General features: G+C 70.3%; 16 protein-coding genes and 1 pseudogene. 9 read left to right on the top strand and 8 right to left on the bottom strand.

Annotated features, from left to right (window positions below):
- Window positions 1-85: 85 nt before the first annotated feature.
- The 3 genes from ABEA26_RS30785 to ABEA26_RS30775 all read right to left on the bottom strand — a co-directional run bounded on the left by ABEA26_RS30785 (window position 86) and on the right by ABEA26_RS30775 (window position 3,144).
- Window positions 86-610, bottom strand: a complete 525-nt coding sequence (locus ABEA26_RS30785) for an RNA polymerase sigma factor (RefSeq protein ID WP_345596703.1) — start codon at window positions 608-610, stop codon at window positions 86-88.
- Between the two features lie 150 nt (window positions 611-760).
- Window positions 761-2,518, bottom strand: a complete 1,758-nt coding sequence (locus ABEA26_RS30780; RefSeq protein ID WP_345596701.1) for an NAD(P)/FAD-dependent oxidoreductase — start codon at window positions 2,516-2,518, stop codon at window positions 761-763.
- 50 nt (window positions 2,519-2,568) lie between these two features.
- Window positions 2,569-3,144 (bottom strand): HD domain-containing protein, encoded by a 576-nt coding sequence (locus ABEA26_RS30775; RefSeq protein WP_345596699.1) that lies wholly within the window; start codon window positions 3,142-3,144, stop codon window positions 2,569-2,571.
- A 299-nt stretch (window positions 3,145-3,443) separates the two neighbouring features.
- On the opposite strand from ABEA26_RS30775, the gene ABEA26_RS30770 reads away from it, so the two are divergent.
- From ABEA26_RS30770 to ABEA26_RS30755, 4 genes are all read left to right on the top strand, one after another.
- Window positions 3,444-3,959: an SRPBCC family protein gene (locus ABEA26_RS30770; RefSeq protein ID WP_345596704.1), complete on the top strand. Its 516-nt coding sequence runs from the start codon at window positions 3,444-3,446 to the stop codon at window positions 3,957-3,959.
- Between the two features lie 116 nt (window positions 3,960-4,075).
- Entirely contained in the window at window positions 4,076-4,945 is an 870-nt protein-coding gene (locus tag ABEA26_RS30765; RefSeq protein ID WP_345596698.1) for an esterase/lipase family protein, read from the top strand.
- 156 nt (window positions 4,946-5,101) lie between these two features.
- Window positions 5,102-5,989, top strand: a complete 888-nt coding sequence (gene sigJ / locus ABEA26_RS30760; protein WP_345596696.1) for an RNA polymerase sigma factor SigJ — start codon at window positions 5,102-5,104, stop codon at window positions 5,987-5,989.
- A 180-nt stretch (window positions 5,990-6,169) separates the two neighbouring features.
- On the top strand, window positions 6,170-6,931 hold the full coding sequence (locus ABEA26_RS30755; protein ID WP_345596694.1) for a GntR family transcriptional regulator: 762 nt from the start codon (window positions 6,170-6,172) through the stop codon (window positions 6,929-6,931).
- A gap of 24 nt (window positions 6,932-6,955) precedes the next feature.
- Here ABEA26_RS30755 and ABEA26_RS30750 read toward each other — a convergent pair whose 3' ends face one another.
- The 3 genes from ABEA26_RS30750 to ABEA26_RS30740 all read right to left on the bottom strand — a co-directional run bounded on the left by ABEA26_RS30750 (window position 6,956) and on the right by ABEA26_RS30740 (window position 10,037).
- A complete protein-coding gene (locus ABEA26_RS30750) occupies window positions 6,956-8,110 on the bottom strand; it encodes an ROK family transcriptional regulator (protein ID WP_345596692.1) in 1,155 nt (384 codons plus the stop codon).
- Window positions 8,111-8,208: 98 nt separating this feature from the next.
- A complete protein-coding gene (locus ABEA26_RS30745) occupies window positions 8,209-8,865 on the bottom strand; it encodes a response regulator transcription factor (protein WP_345596690.1) in 657 nt (218 codons plus the stop codon).
- A gap of 14 nt (window positions 8,866-8,879) precedes the next feature.
- Window positions 8,880-10,037: a sensor histidine kinase gene (locus ABEA26_RS30740; RefSeq protein WP_345596688.1), complete on the bottom strand. Its 1,158-nt coding sequence runs from the start codon at window positions 10,035-10,037 to the stop codon at window positions 8,880-8,882.
- A gap of 108 nt (window positions 10,038-10,145) precedes the next feature.
- Here ABEA26_RS30740 and ABEA26_RS30735 point away from each other — a divergent pair, with 108 nt between their 5' ends.
- From ABEA26_RS30735 to ABEA26_RS30725, 3 genes are all read left to right on the top strand, one after another.
- On the top strand, window positions 10,146-11,066 hold the full coding sequence (locus ABEA26_RS30735) for an ABC transporter ATP-binding protein (protein ID WP_345596685.1): 921 nt from the start codon (window positions 10,146-10,148) through the stop codon (window positions 11,064-11,066).
- Window positions 11,067-11,068: 2 nt separating this feature from the next.
- Window positions 11,069-11,794 (top strand): ABC transporter permease, encoded by a 726-nt coding sequence (locus tag ABEA26_RS30730; protein ID WP_345596683.1) that lies wholly within the window; start codon window positions 11,069-11,071, stop codon window positions 11,792-11,794.
- Window positions 11,795-11,855: 61 nt separating this feature from the next.
- Window positions 11,856-12,296 (top strand): hypothetical protein, encoded by a 441-nt coding sequence (locus tag ABEA26_RS30725; RefSeq protein WP_345596682.1) that lies wholly within the window; start codon window positions 11,856-11,858, stop codon window positions 12,294-12,296.
- Window positions 12,297-12,346: 50 nt separating this feature from the next.
- Here the strand turns inward: ABEA26_RS30725 and ABEA26_RS30720 are convergent.
- Both ABEA26_RS30720 and ABEA26_RS30715 read right to left on the bottom strand, forming a co-directional pair.
- Window positions 12,347-12,751: pseudogene (locus ABEA26_RS30720) on the bottom strand (mismatch-specific DNA-glycosylase); the annotation flags it as partial.
- Between the two features lie 6 nt (window positions 12,752-12,757).
- The gene (locus tag ABEA26_RS30715; protein WP_345596681.1) at window positions 12,758-13,090 is read right to left on the bottom strand and encodes an enolase-like domain-containing protein; all 333 of its coding nucleotides are present in this window, start codon (window positions 13,088-13,090) and stop codon (window positions 12,758-12,760) included.
- A 559-nt stretch (window positions 13,091-13,649) separates the two neighbouring features.
- Between ABEA26_RS30715 and ABEA26_RS30710 the strand changes: the two genes are divergently transcribed.
- Window positions 13,650-14,063, top strand: coding sequence for a hypothetical protein (locus ABEA26_RS30710; RefSeq protein ID WP_345596680.1), 414 nt, complete (start codon window positions 13,650-13,652; stop codon window positions 14,061-14,063).
- Between the two features lie 108 nt (window positions 14,064-14,171).
- On the top strand, window positions 14,172-14,744 hold the full coding sequence (locus tag ABEA26_RS30705) for a VanZ family protein (protein ID WP_345596679.1): 573 nt from the start codon (window positions 14,172-14,174) through the stop codon (window positions 14,742-14,744).
- Window positions 14,745-14,927 lie beyond the last annotated feature (183 nt).

Below are 14,927 nucleotides of genomic sequence, written 5' to 3'. Positions count from 1 at the left end.
AGGATGTCCTGGAGGTTTTTGTCATTGGACATGAGCGGGGTCCCTTTCCGTTTTCCTGTGATGCCAGGGAAATGGCTCTCGCCCGTTATTGGACGCAGCCTTCCAGGGATTTGGCGCACGCATTCTTGAGTCGCGCGCGGCCCCTGGTGAAGGCGGCCTCGGCCGCCTTGACGGAAATGTTGTGTATGCGGGCGAACTCCGCAGTCGAAATCCCCTTGGCGCGGGCGAGTATGACCTCCTGTTCACGTCCGCGCAGGTGTTTCACCTGGCCCAGCAGCCATCTGCCGAAGTCTTCGTCGCAGACGTCCTCCTCGGTCGTGCCGGAGGCGTCCATGGGTGCCGCACGCTGCAGAAGTCTGCTGCGGCGCTCCATGTCACGGTAGAAGTCGATGCAGAGGCGAAGTGCCACGGACGTCAGGAAGGAACCGAGCCGGTTCCTGTCCAACGCGGCGTGGGCGGCTGCGCGGGCCATCGTTTCCTGAACGCAGTCCTCGGCGTCCTGAAAACTGGGCAGTCTTCGCCGAACCAACCGCATGAGGCGGTCCTGATGCTGGAAGATGTCTTCCCAGGAGCATTCAGCGGGCGATTGGCAGGTGGAATGTCTCACCATTGTGGATTGCAGCCCGTTGTCTCTCGGATTGAGCAGGGAGAACCGCAGTCGACTTTCTATTCGTCGACCATGTGGTTTTCCTACCCGAGGCCTTCGGGAGGCAAACCGGAATGTGTACCTCCACCGGTCGGCAGGAATGATTTTTCGCGGTCATTTCCGCGGAGCCGGACGCCGGGTCCAGTCGCGGTTCCAGTTGAACCACATGTCCCGTACGGTCTGGTGCACTTGGGAGCCGCCGGCGCGCAGCTCGGTGGTGTACGCCTGGACGGCCTCCCTGCCCACCATCCGCGCGCCGCCGGTGAAGTAGGACCCGCGCACGTGCCGCGGTGAGCGGAATTTGCCCCACAGCAGGATCTTCGTCAGCGGCCACAGGGTGAACACGCCGGAGGGGCAGCGGTCTTCGGGATCGAGGGTGCCCCACACCGCGGGGCAGAGTTCGCTCTCGCGCAGCAGTCCGTAGATGCGCGCGATCGTCCGGTCCTTCGTCAACTCTCCCGCGTGGTAGGCGAGTACGGCGTCCCTGGACTGGTCGAACAGCCGCTCCACCCATGGATTGTCGACACCCTGGAGACCCCGGTAGGGCGGCAGTTCGAGCGCGTCGAAGCAGGCCGGGTCGTTCGTCTTCTCGAAGGCCACGGCGGCCTGGTTCTGGGCGTTGGTGCCATACAGAGTGGTGATGGTCCACACCCGGTTCCAGGCGTTCCACAGGTCGAAGTCGTCGAACGAGATGTAACTGCAGGACACCAGGTCGTCGTAGAAGCGGAACATGCGCTTGGTCCAGTGGTCCAGGTAGGCGAACCGGGCGGTGTCGAAGTCGTCCTGGCGCACGGCCTCGATGAGCCGGTGGCCCAGCGCGTTGAGCGCCATCACGGTGACCGCGAGGCCGCTGGAGAAGAGGGGGTCGATGAAGTCGCTGGCGTGCGGCAGCAGGCACCACCGGTCGCCGACGACCTTCTGCGACGCGAACTGGGTGCGGTCGGTCGACACGTACGGCCGTACCGCCCGGGCCTGCTCGAACTGCCGCGCCACACTGGGGAACCGGCGCACATGGCGCCAGAACTCCTCCTCCGCCGAGACATCGTCCGGACGGGGGTACCGGTCCAGGTCGAGGTTGACGCCGACGCTGCACAGCTCACTGGTGCTCGTCGACTGGTTGTCGAACGGAATCACCCAGAACCAGCCGCCCCGGAACATGTGGTGGAGCGTCCCCTGGCTGAACGGGCTGGGCATGCCGTGCTGCTCGCGCGGCGGCGCCACGGTGTCGAAGGGGCGCACGTCCACCATGTGCGTGAAGATCGTGCGTGACCGGGTGCGGTACGACGGCTCCTGCCGCAGCCCGAGACGTTCGGGCAGCACGGCCCGCATCCCGCCGGCGTCGACCACGTAGGACGCCCGGAAGGTGCCCCGCTCCCGCGTGACCAGGGTGGCGCCGTCCTCCTCGAACTTCACGTCGTCCACCAGGGTGTGGGTGTACGCGGTGACGCCGTAGGACACGGCCACGTGGAACATGTACGCGTCCACGTCCTGCCGGAAGTAGTGCGAGTCCGGACCGAGCGGCGGCCCCCAGGTCGGGTACTGGGTGCACTCGTCGGCCCGGGTCGGCTCGTCCTCGCGGTGGTAGACGAAGCTGAAGTTCCGCTTGACCCCGCAGTTCGACGACACGTGCCGGCGCAGCGTTCCGTTGGTCGCCAGGTGCTCGATCTCCGGGACGCCGTAGCGGCGGGCCAGCACCCGTAGGCCGAAGGTGGTCTCGGGGACAGTGGACTCTCCGATGGCGAAGCGGGGGTGTCCGCTGCCCTCCAGCAGCAGCACGCGCACACCGTTGCGGGCGAGTACGGCCCCCAGCATCGTCCCGCCGATGCCGCCACCGACGATGGCGACATCGAAAACACGCTGGTCCTCTTGCATGTCTGCGGTTCCTTTCGCGACGGGAAGAGCGAATTGCCCGGTTTTCCCGGTCACCGGTGGGCGACCGGGAAAACCGGCAGTACCCGGCGCAGCCCGCAGGCCGCCACCCGGGCGGAGAAGGAGACGGCGAACCAGTCGGTGGGCGCCACTTCGGACAGCCGGCGCCGGTCTCCCGGAACGAGGCGCTCGCCGCGCCCGGTGACGTCGAGCCACGCACCGAAGTGCAGCAGCCGCGCCTCTGGCCCGGCATCACGTGCGGGGAACGGCCGCATGTGCTCGCGCACCGCGCGGGTCAGGGCCCCGCGCCGTTCGACGCCCACCGCGTGCCCGGCCAGGAAGGAGTCGAGCAACTCGGCTGAACGGGCCGGGAATCCACCTCGCCCGAGCGGCGTGCGGCCCACCAGCCCGGCGTCGTGGAAAGCGGCGGCGGCCAGCAGCCCGACCCGGTCGTAGGCGATGCCCCGGGTCCGAGCACAGGAGTCCGCCAGCAGGAACGTACGCAGGGAGTGCACGGCGACGGGCGGGGGCAGTCGGCGCAGCCGCGTCAGTGCGGCACCCGCGAGGGGATGCCCGAGCAGCTCGGCCAGGCGGGGACGGCCGAGCAGGGGCTGCCACGAAGCGGGCAACGCCTCCGGAGGTATGGAAGACCAACTCGGTTCTTCTTCAAACGACTCGGGCGCGACGGGCCCCTGGGTCATGTCCAACTTCCCCTCGTTGTCCAGTCGTACGGCGACTGCTTCCGTCTCACCTGTCCTTACGCTCGGGCCCCACCGCACCCCCCACGCGCAACGACCTGTCCCTGACCGCGCGTTGGCGTGCGATCGACGGCGCACGGACCGGGAAACGCGCTCCGGGCGTGCTTTCGGGACCGGCCGTGTTTCGCGGGAGTCCCGAGCGGGCGGGAAGGGGCATTCTGTATTCCGTGATCGCCGTGCTCAATGTCCATGAACGCTCCCTGTCCGCCCCGTCCGAAGAGGTCGGCGCCCTGATCGACTCGCTGGGAAGCGAGAACGACCGCCTTTGGCCGCCCGACTGGCCGCCCGTACGTTTCGAAGGGCCTCTGGCCGTCGGCGTCCCCGGCGGCCACGGACCGGTGCGGTATGTGGTGAGCCACTATGTGCCCGGCCGGTGGGTGCGCTTCCGGTTCACCGGTCCGCGGGGCTTCGAGGGCTTTCACGAGTTCAGCGTCGAAAGCCTCGACGAGGGACGGACCGTGCTGCGCAACACCCTTGTGGTCCGTCCGCGGGGGGTGCGCTGGCTGGGCTGGGCGCTGGTCGTCCGGCCCCTGCACGACGCGGCGTTCGGGCGCAGCCTGGACTGCGCCGAACGGGCCCTGACCGGGCGGGTGGCCCACCCCGTCAGGTGCGGCCGGTACGTGCGTCTGCTGCGTGGTGCCGCCGCGCGACTGGCCGTAGGGCCCCTTCGAATGAACGAACCCTAATGACTCGATGGAAGGAATTCTTTCCCCCCGTCGAGGGATCGTTGTGGAATTCGATGGACGCGAGACTGAGAAGTCAGAGCGAACCCAACGGCCTTACCAACGACAGGGAGATCGTCGTGAGCTTCCCGAATCCCCGCATCCCCGGATTCAATTCGGACGACGCCGTCACGGACCACAGGGAGGCCCCGCACCGCCTCGCCCAACTCGCGCAGTCCGGTGGCGCCCAGGTCATCGCCACCGTCGACGTACAGCCGGGGGAGGACGACTGGAACGTCCCGGCGACCGAGGAACATCCCCGCCCCGTGGTGCTCGTGCACGGCACCTTCGGCAACCGCGGCTACACCTGGACCTCGGCCGCGCCCCTGCTGCGGCAGCACGGCCACCGGATCTTCCGGCTCGACTACGGCCAGCACGGCAATCCGGTGATCTTCGGGCTCGGCGACATCAAACACTCCGCCCGGCAGCTCGCCGACTTCGTCGAGGAGGTGCTGCGACGCACGGGCGAACGACAGGTCGACCTCGTCGGCTTCTCGCAGGGCGGCATGATGCCGCGCTACTACCTGAACGCCCTCGGCGGAGGGCCCAAGGTGCACAGTTTCGTCGGCATCGCACCCAGCAACCACGGACTCACGGCCCAGGGCCTGATGAACCTCGCCCGCCAGATCCCCGGAGCGGTGGAACTGCTCGAGCAGGGCGCCGTCGGGGAGGTCGTGCCGGCCTGGCCGCAGCTCCAGCACGATCACCCCTTCCAGCGTGAGCTGGCCGGTCTCGGCGAGACGACGGAGGGCGTCCGGCACACCGTCATCGCCACCCGGTACGACGACGTGGTCACCCCGTACACCTCGTGCGCGCTCGAGCAGGCCGAGGGCCGCTACGTCGACAACATCGTCCTCCAGGACATCGACCCGGACGACCGCACGCCGCACGTGAGCATGCCCTACAACCCGACCGTGCTGAAGGAGGTCCTCAGGGCACTCGCCTGCTGAGCACGGCTGCCGTGGGGGCCGTGAAGGAGAGCGTTGCGGACATGGGACTCCTTTTCGACCGACGGGCAGCCCCGGGTGTCACTCTTCGCCGACGGTGGCGACGGCCGGTGGTGACTCCGCCTGGACACGGCCGGACGAGTCCGCTGGGATGGTGCGGTGACCATCGAAACCGCGACCGACGTCTTCGAAGAGCACCGCCCCGTCCTCCTGGGAGTCGCCTACCGCATGCTGGGCCGGCTGGCCGACGCGGAGGACGTGGTCCAGGAGGCCTGGCTGCGCTGGTCCGGCGCCGACCGCTCCGGTGTCCGCGAGCCACGCGGCTTCCTGGTACGCGTCACCACGCGCCTCGCCATCGACCGGCTGCGCCAGATCAAGTCGCGGGGCGAGATGTACGTCGGCCCGTGGCTGCCCGAGCCCTGTGTGACCGACTTCGGGGACGCCGTGCCGGACACCGCGGAGCGAGCCGTCCTCGCCGACTCCGTCTCCCTCGCCGTCCTCGTCATCCTGGAGTCGCTTTCACCGCTGGAGCGGGCGGTGTTCGTCCTGAGGGAGGCGTTCGGCTACCCGTACGCCGAGATCGCCACGATGCTGGAGCGCCAAGAGGCCGCGGTACGCCAGCTCGCCGGCCGGGCCCGCAAGCACGTCGACGAGCGGCGGCCCCGCTACGACGTCGATCCGGCACAGCGCCGGGATCTCACCGAAGGCATCCTCGCCGCCGCGGTCAACGGTGACCTGGAAGGGCTCATGGCGCTGCTCGCCCCGGACGTCCGCCTGGTCGGCGACAGCGGAGGCAAGTCCAGGGCCCCTCTGCGCGTCCTGGAGACCTCCGCCAAGGTGGCCCGCTTCCTGAAGGGTGCCGCGCGGAAGGGGATCCCGGACGCCTCGTTCCGCTTCCTGGAGCTCAACGGAGGCCCGGCCCTGCTGGCCCTGTCCGGGAACAAACCCGACTCAGTCCTCCAGCTGGACGTGGCCGACGGCCGCGTCCAATCGGTGTACGTCATCCGCAACCCCGACAAGCTGCGGTCCCTGGCCGCCCTCGCCTAGCCGCCCGCCTCCCCGGCGCGCCCCGAGCCCCCGTCCCCGCGGCGGGGGCTTCGTCGTCCTGTCGCCGGATTGGTCTTGACCAAGGGTGTGGGCCGTTTTAGGGTCGCAGAGAACTGCAACAACCTTTAATAAACAAGGGCGTCAAAACGCCGCCGGACCACGGTGATTGCGGAGGACAGGGTGGGGACCACGCAGTTGGAACCGGTGCCGGAACCGAAGTACTGGCATCTCAGGACCGTGCTCAGCGAGGCCCTGGACTCGGAGTTCTCGGTGGGTGAGGTCCTGCCCAACGAGCGGGACCTCGCCGCCCGGTTCGGGGTCGCCCGTGCCACTCTCCGCCAGGCCCTGGAGCAGCTCGAACTGGAAGGCAGGCTCCAGCGCCGCCGCGGCGTGGGCACGACCGTCGCCCCACCGCGCGTCGGCGTGGCCGTCGGCACCCGGCGGCATGTCTGGCCCGGGACCGCCGACGACACCTGGCAGCCGGCCGACTGCGCCCTCGCGGCTCCGTCCGCGGCCGTCGCGGACTCGCTGGGCACCGGCCGGGACGAGCCCGTGCACACCGTCCGCCGCTCCCTGGTGACGCACGGGCAGCCCGTCGCGGCGGAACTGCTGTACGTCCCGCCCGCCGCGGTGCCCGGCCTCACCGCCATCGACGCGCCTTCCGGCACCGCACGCGCGCGTGCCGTGCTCCGCGAACTGCAGCGCGGTGAACTGGAGCGGCAGGAGAGCGCCGTGGAGCTCGGATCGGCCGGCGCGGAGGACGCGAAGGAACTGGACCGCCTCCCCGGAGCGCCCGTCCTCGTGGTCACCACCCGCTACCTCGCCCAGGGCCGCACCGCCGCGCTCTCCGTCGCCACCTACCGTGCGGACACCTGCCGCCTCACGTTCGGGGACCTCGGCGACGTGGAGATCCACCACGGCCCCGAGACCCGGGCCTCCTGACCGGTCCGGACCGGTTTCGGCAGGTCAGCGGCGGGCCGTCGCGCCCTCGACCGCGAACAGCTGCTCCTCCACATGGTCGAGGGCCAGCCGCAGCGCGCCGGTCGCCACGGCCGCTTCGCCGAGGAGGGACAAGGTCAGTTTCGGCGGGCGCAGGCAGTAGCGCGCCAGCTCCCGCCGCAACGGCTCCAGCACGTCGTCCAGCCCCGCCGCCCAGCCACCGATGACGACGAGCTCGGGGTCGAGGGCCAGCACCATCGCCGCCACGTCGTGCACCAGCCGCTGGATGTAACGTTCGACAGCCGCACGGGCCCGCAGGTCGCCCTCACGGGCCTCGGCGAACACCTTGGCGACGGCCTGCTCGTCCAGCGGGTGCAGCGGCTGGTCCGTGGTGGACAGCAGCGTCTCCGGAGTCACGTCCCGGCCCAGCAGATGCAGCGCGCCGGTCTCGCCGGCCGCCCCGCCGTACCCCCGGTGCAGCCGCCCGCCGATCAGCGCCCCGGCCCCCGGGCTCAGCCCGGCCAGCACGAACACGATGTCGTCGGACTCGGTGGCGGCGCCCTTCCAGTGCTCGGCCACCGCCGCCGCGTTCGCGTCGTTCTCGACCAGCACGGGGCACTTGAAGGAACGGCTCAGCCGCTCACCCAGACGGAGCCCGGTCCACCCGGGCAGCGCGGTGCCCAGCCGGACCGTGCCGTCCGCCTCGACGATCCCAGGCGTGGCCGCTCCCACGGCACGCAGCGACCCGCGGGCCACACCGGCCCGGCGCAGCAGCTCGGCGACCGCCGTGCGCAGCCGCTCCAGCCGCTCGTCGGCCGGGGCGCTCTCGTCGACGTCCTTGGCCTGGGCGCCGATCACCCGGCCGTCCAGGCCGGACAGGAGCGCGGCGACGCGGTGCGGCCCGATCTCCAGACCGAGCAGGTGCCCGGCCTCCGCCCGGAACCTGAACCGCCGCGCGGGCCGCCCCTGCCGTCGGGCCGTGCCCTCGTCGGCGGCCGCCTCGATGACGAGACCCGCCTCGATGAGCCCTTCGACGACACCCTCGACGGTCGGCCGGGACAGCCCCGTCACCCGGGTGATCTCTGTCAGCGTCGCACAGTCCGTGGCACGCAACGCGTGCAGCACCACAGCGGAGTTGATCCTCCGCAGCAGCGACGGATCCCCGCCGGTCAGCCCGCCCAACGTCCGTCCTCCCAGCTCGTGCGCGTGTTGGCCGGATCGTACTCGGCCCGCCCGCCCCGGCGAGAGCCGGTCCACCCCTTCCCCGCCGGGCAAGCGCCTCACCCGGGTGCCACGAACCCCGACTCGTACGCCGTGATCACCGCCTGTGTGCGGTCCCGCGCCCCGAGCTTCGCCAGTACCGCGCTCACGTGCGACTTCACTGTCTCCGTGCCGACGACCAGCCGGGCGGCGATCTCCGCGTTCGACAACCCGCGCGCCATCAGCCGCAGCACCTCGCCCTCCCGCTCGGTCAGCTGCGCCCGCTCCAGCTCCGCGCGGGCCGCCCGGTTGCCGCCGCCGTACTCGGCGGCGAGCTGCCGGACCGAGGCGGGGAACAGCAGGGACTCACCCTCGGCGATCAGCCGCACCGCGTGCACGATCTCGGCCGGCCGGGCCCGCTTCAGCAGGAAACCGTCGGCGCCCGCGCGCAGCGCCTCGTACACGTACTCGTCGTTCTCGAAGGTCGTCACCACGAGGATCTTCGGTGGGTCGGTCATCGTCCGCAGCAGCGCGCGCGTGGCCTCGATACCGTCCAGCAGCGGCATCCGGACGTCCATGGCGACCACGTCCGGCCGCACCTGCCGCACCAGCGGAATGACCGCCGCCCCGTCGGCCGCCTCCCCGACCACCTCGATGTCCGGCTGCGCCTCCAGCACGGCCCGCAGACCTGCGCGTACGAGGGGTTCGTCGTCGACGAGGAGCACTCTGACCGGCATCCGCCCAGCGTAGATCAGCCCGGCGGCAGCTCGACGCGCACCTGCCAATCACCGGCGTCGTCGGGTCCTGTGTGCGCCCGGCCGCCCAGCAGCGCGGCACGCTCGCGTATACCGCGCAGGCCGCTGCCGCGTCCGGGCGTGGCCCTCCCGTCCGGCAGCGCGTTTCGCACCTCCAGGGTGAGCGCACCGTCTCTCACCTCGACGCGGACCCGCGCCGGCACGGCACCCGCGTGCCGCAGCACATTGGTCAGCGACTCCTGCAGGATGCGGTACCCCTCCCGGGAGACGGGGCCCGGCAGGGTCTCCACGGGGCCCGTGACCTCCGCGTCGACCTTCGCCCCGGAGGCGCGGGCGGACTCCAGGAGACGGTCGGCTTCCACGAGCGTCGGCCGGCCGCTCGCGGGCCCCCTCGTCTCCCGCAGGACACCGAGGACCCGCTCCAGATCCTCCAAGGCCGCTCTGCCGGTCTCCTCGATCGCGATCAGGGCCCGGTCGGTGAACTCGGGGCTGTCCGCCGCGCGGGCGGCCCCCGCCTGCACGACGGCGACGGTCAGCGCGTGACCGATGGAGTCGTGCAGCTCGCGGGCGATGCGGTTGCGCTCCAGGAGCTGCTCGGTACGTTCCTCGAGGGCGCTGAGCCGTTCGGCGGCGGACGGTCCGAGGAGCGCGCGGGCCGCCGCCGTGGCCACGACGCCCAGGCCGACCACCGCGCCGTACAGGGCCACGAGCGGGAGCACCGCCAGGAGCGCGTACACCCGGTGCGGCTCGGCCTCGCGCAGAACCGGTATGTCGTCGACCCGGTGTCCCTGGGCGAGCCGGACCAGCTCGACGGTGAGGATCGGCAGCCACACACAGACGGTCGTGGTCAGGGCGCCCAGCACCATGCGCAGCCCCAGCCACGCCACCGTGCGCAGGCGGTCGCGCCAGTTCCCCGAGGGTACGACCGAGAAGGCGGAGTCCTCGTGGCCGGGCATGAGAAGCAGACGGGCCTGCACGCCTTCGCCGGTCCGCACGGCCGGGACGAACCCGAGGGGGACCAGCAGTGCCGCGGGGACCCACAGCGTCGCCTCGTCGATGAACACCCACACACTCACCACGAGCATGGGCACCCACAGATGCAGCAGCCGTGTGTACGTCGTCCCTCGGACCAGGGGGCGCAGCAGGCGGACCATCCCGTCATCGTGCCACCCGGCACCGACAGCGCGGCTCCCCCGCGCGGGGGAGAGGCTCTCCACCGGCGGGGGAGGCCATGACCCGGTACGAGCCGCCACGCTGCTCTCATGACCAGCATCGACGTCCAGAACCTCGTCAAGGAGTACGGCACCCGACGAGCCGTCGACGACCTCACCTTCACCGTGAGCCCCGGCCGCGTCACCGGCTTCCTCGGCCCCAACGGCGCCGGGAAGTCCACCACCATGCGGCTCGTCCTGGGCCTGGACCGGCCCACCTCCGGGACCGCGACCGTCGACGGACGCCCCTACGCCACCCTGCACGAGCCGTTGCGGCACGTCGGCGCCCTGCTCGACGCGCACGCCGCGCACGGCTCGCGCACCGCCCGGGACCACCTGCGCGTCCTCGCGGCGAGCAACCGCGTCCCGTCGCGCCGGGTCGACGAGGTGATGGAGGAGACGGGCATCGCGTCGGTGGCACGCCACCGGGTGCGGACGTACTCGCTGGGCATGCGCCAGCGGCTGGGCATCGCCGCCGCCCTGCTGGGCGACCCCGAGGTGGTCATGCTGGACGAGCCCTCCAACGGGCTGGACCCGGAGGGGATCATCTGGATCCGCGGACTGCTGCGCGGGCTCGCGGCCGAGGGACGGACAGTCCTGGTCTCCAGCCACCTGATGAACGAAACCGCGTCCTTCGCCGACCACCTGGTCGTCCTCGGCCGGGGCCGTCTCCTCGCCGACACCCCGGTGCGGGAGTTCATCGACGCGCGTGTGCAGCCGCGTGTCCGCATCCGTACGTCGGACGCCACCGCCCTGCAGGCCGCCCTGGCCCGGAACGGTCACGACGCCGTGGAGCAGGACGGCGGGTACTGGACCGTGCACGACGCGCGCGTAAACGACATCGGTCGCGCCATGTCCGGCGCGGGAGTCCCGATCCTCGAACTGTCCTCGGACGAAGGCACGCTGGAGCAGGCGTATCTCGACCTGACGGCCGCCGAGACCGAGTTCACCGCACAGCCGCAGGAGGCCTGACCATGTCATTCACGCCCGTACTCCGTTCGGAGGCGCTCAAGGTGCTCACCCTGCGCTCGCTGTGCGGCACCCTGCTGCTCGCGTTCGCGGTCACCACCGCCTTCTCCGCACTCGCCGGGGCATCCGACACCTCCGACCCGGACTTCGACCCGTTGTTCACGGCCCTGTCCGGCGTCATGCCCGGTCAGATCGCCGTCATCGCCTTCGGAGCCATGGCCGTCTCGTCCGAATACCACGGCAACGGGATCCGGCTCTCCCTGGCCGCCGTTCCGCGGCGCGGACGGTGGTTCGTGGCGAAGCTCGTGGTCGTCGCCGTACCCGCGCTCGTCGTGGGGCTGGTCACCGCGTTCGCCGCCCTCGGCGCGGCCCGGGCGGGCCTCGGCCCGGCGGCGGACGGGCTCACCACCGGCGAGCAGGTGCGCGGCGTCGTCGGCTGCGGGATCTACTTCATGCTGATGGCCCTGCTGGCGGCCGGCCTCACCGCCCTGTTCCGCAGCGGCGTGGCCACTTTGGCGACCCTGATCCCGTTCATCCTCATCATCTCCTTCGTGATCGGCGACGTGGCGGGCGGCGTCACGGACTTCCTGCCGGACAGGGCCGGGCAAGTCGTTCTGTACCGGGCGCACGACGGGACCCTCGGGCCCTGGGCCGGACTCGCGGTGACCGCGCTGTGGGTGGCGGCCGCCCTCCTCGCGGGAGCCTGGCGGCTGCGAAGCCGGGACGCCTGACGCCTGCTGCCCGCGGCTGACGCACCGCCAATTGTCAGTGCCGACCGGTTTACTGGAGGGCATGGACATCGCGCGGCAGATCGCCCTCATCGACGAGCTGTGCTTCCGGCCCTTCCCGGCGGAGCACGGCCCGTCGGACTGGGGCACACGGAGACCCGGCCGCTTCGTGGCGGTGCTGGAGAGCAGCCACGGCCTGCGCGACGGCGACCAGGGGGAGCGGGCGGTGACGGTGGAGCAGTACGAGGAGTACCGCGACGCCCTGTACGAGCGCCTCGCCGGGCGCTGGGGGAAGACGGACCCCTGGAACCTCCGGACGGTCCTGCTGCGCGCCGAAGCCGAGGAGATACCCGAGCCGTGGGCGGACCTGAGCGTCCGAGCGAGCGTGGCGTACCTCTGGGAGGCGGAGGGCACCGGCCGCTGGGCCGCGGTGGCCGTCGCGGACCGGGACGAGACGGACGAGGTGCGGCTGCTGGCCGTCGTCACGGAACAGGCACCCCCATGACGGCTTCCCCGCGCCTCCGCCTCCGCCTGCGTCTGCGTCTGCGTCTGCGTCTCCGCCGCGACCCGTAGCCGCGCGAACTCCTCCGCCATCGTCTGCGCCGTCCAATGGGCGTTGAGACCACTGGGATTGGGCAGCACCCACACGCGCGTGTCCCCGATCGTGCGCGCCTGCGGGCCCACCTGGGCCTTCCGGTCGTCGAACGCCGCGCGGTAGGCGGTGACACCGACCACGGCCGGCCAACGGGGCCGCAGCCGGACCACCTTCAGCGCCAGCAGCCGACCGCCCTCCCGGTACTCCTCGGCACTCAACTCGTCCGCCCGCGCGCTGGCCCGCGCGACGACGTTGGTGACGCCGAGCCCGTACGACGGCAGTTCGTCCTGCTCCCACGGCTTCAGCAGCCGCGGCGTGAACCCGGACAGGTGCAGCACCGGCCGGAACCGGTTGCCGGGACGGGCGTCCGGTCAGACCTTCAGGATCAGTGTCTCCACCTGTTCGAGTGTCGTCACGCTGGCCTGCGCTGCTGCTCGGGCCTTCGACAGCTTCTCCATCCATTCGATCCGCTGCTCGGCAGGGAGCGGCTCTTCCTCGAGCTGGACGCGCAGGCGGTGCGCTTCTTCGAAGTCCGTCATCAGGGTGTGGGCGGCGTCCACCGCCTTCTGGTAGCTCCCCTCAACGAGCTCGACCCGCGCGGGCAGCTCCCGGCGCAGCGCGGCCAGTCGGTCGCGCGGGTCGGCGGCCGCCTGGCCGTGCGCGGTGGTCGCGGTACCGGCTTCCGCCGCGTTTCCGGCACCCATGGGCGCGTCGAGGGGGGGCTACGGACGTAGCCGGAGCTGGGGTGCTGAGGTCCACGGGGAACAGTTCGTCGAACCACGCCTTGTCGGCGACGTAGCGGGTGGGTCGGCCCTCGGTGTCCGGAGCGATCACCATTCCCTCGGTAATCGCTGTCCGGTCCGCCTCGGCCCAGTGCTGCTCGCCGTAGCAGACCAGAGGTGTACCGTCGTCCGGCTCGGAATCCATGCTGGGGCCCCGCGGCCATCGTCTCGTCGTCTGGCCACATAACTCACGATGACCAGCGGTGGCCGCCCGCCACTCCGCACCCACCCGCCCAGCGAGGTCGTGACCTTCGGCTAGGGCACCGGACGTACACACGTTTGACGGAGCACCCCTTGGGGAGGTGTGGCGCAGAGGGAAGGCCCGACGTACGTAAATGCGCCCCAACCTCCGGCAGTTGGCCGAATCCACCCTCAGGACAGCATTGACGCGTACCTGCCATAGATGATCCAGTTGATCTCGGCGGTGATCATTTGCACCAGGTGAGTGAATCGCCCACATGGCCTTCAGGAGGGGCCTCATATGAGAAGAGCTGTATCAGCTGTCGGTTTCGCGGTGGCGGCATTGGTGTTCGGGGTCGTCAGCCCTGCGAATGCCGGAACGTCTGGCGTCCAGGAGGTCGCGAAGTGTGGGAGCCTCAGCAACGGTGAAGTCTGCATCATCGGCCCGGACACCGGCAGGACCGGTACATACCGCACTGAGTACTGCAAGAGCAGTGGCTCCGGCGATGTTTACGTGCAGCTTGGGTACCAAATAGCGTACGACGCGTCGGACTACAGTGATCTGTCGGCGCAGATCATGGACTCCCCCCTCTACGGGGTGTGGGCGGGGTCCTGCACGTCGTACTCCCGCCACCTCAACGTGAGCTCCGACAACTGCGTACGGGGAGTCATGAAGTGGCAGGACTACACCTACATCTCAAAGTGGTACTGCTGAGACTTCCGTGACCGCCCCTATTGGGGGTTGAGCGGAGGCGAGTGCGCAAGAGCGGTGCTTCGGTGAGCGACCGTGCAATATGCTCCGCCGGAGCGAGAGGAGAGAGCCATGTGGCGCGTCATTCTGTATCTGACGCCGGTAACGGTGGCGACAGCGTTGTTGCTGACGGCTCTGGGGGCGCTGGCGCTCCAGAACGCCGCTACTCGTTGGCCCAGGACCGTTTGCCGCATCGGCTCTCTCGCGCTCGCTCTCTGGCTGATGCTAATCGCCGTGGCAACATTCACCGCCTCCGACGGCAGCACCGGCGGGAGTGGCGGCAGCCTCTGGCTGAGCCCGGGGATCGAAACGCTGAGAGCGGACAGTGCCTACGTCACTGCCTACGAAAAGGAGATGGTCGTGCGGCAGTGGGTGGCGAACGCGCTGATGTTCGTACCACTGCCCGTCCTACTGGCGACAGCACGCCCGCACTTCTCCGCAGCGAAGTGCCTCGGACTGTGTGTGGCGACGGCTGTCGTCGTCGAGTTCGTGCAATGGCTTGGGGGCAACGGACGCATCGTGGACCTCGATGATGTGCTCTTCAACTCCATCGGTGCAACCGTAGGCGTCGGCTTGGGCCTGGCGGCCCGCCTGCTGCTGAGGAGGCTCCGAGGTCGAAGGGCCGACGCCTCAGAGCGAGTGTGAAGGGCTCGACGTTGACTCTCTCATGACGGAACCAACGTCCTGAATACGCCGCGGAGCCGCGCCCTCGCCATCGATGAGCATTAGCTAGCCTCGCGCTTTCACGAGATGGCCTGTCCAGTGGTTGATCAGAAACGCAGAAAGCGCTCTTGACGCGCAACGATAGGACTTGCTGAGGGTCCTGTT

This window comes from Streptomyces marokkonensis, from assembly GCF_039539045.1.
Classification (GTDB): Bacteria; Actinomycetota; Actinomycetes; order Streptomycetales; family Streptomycetaceae; genus Streptomyces; species Streptomyces marokkonensis.
This window is presented reverse-complemented; position numbering and strand designations above follow the sequence as displayed.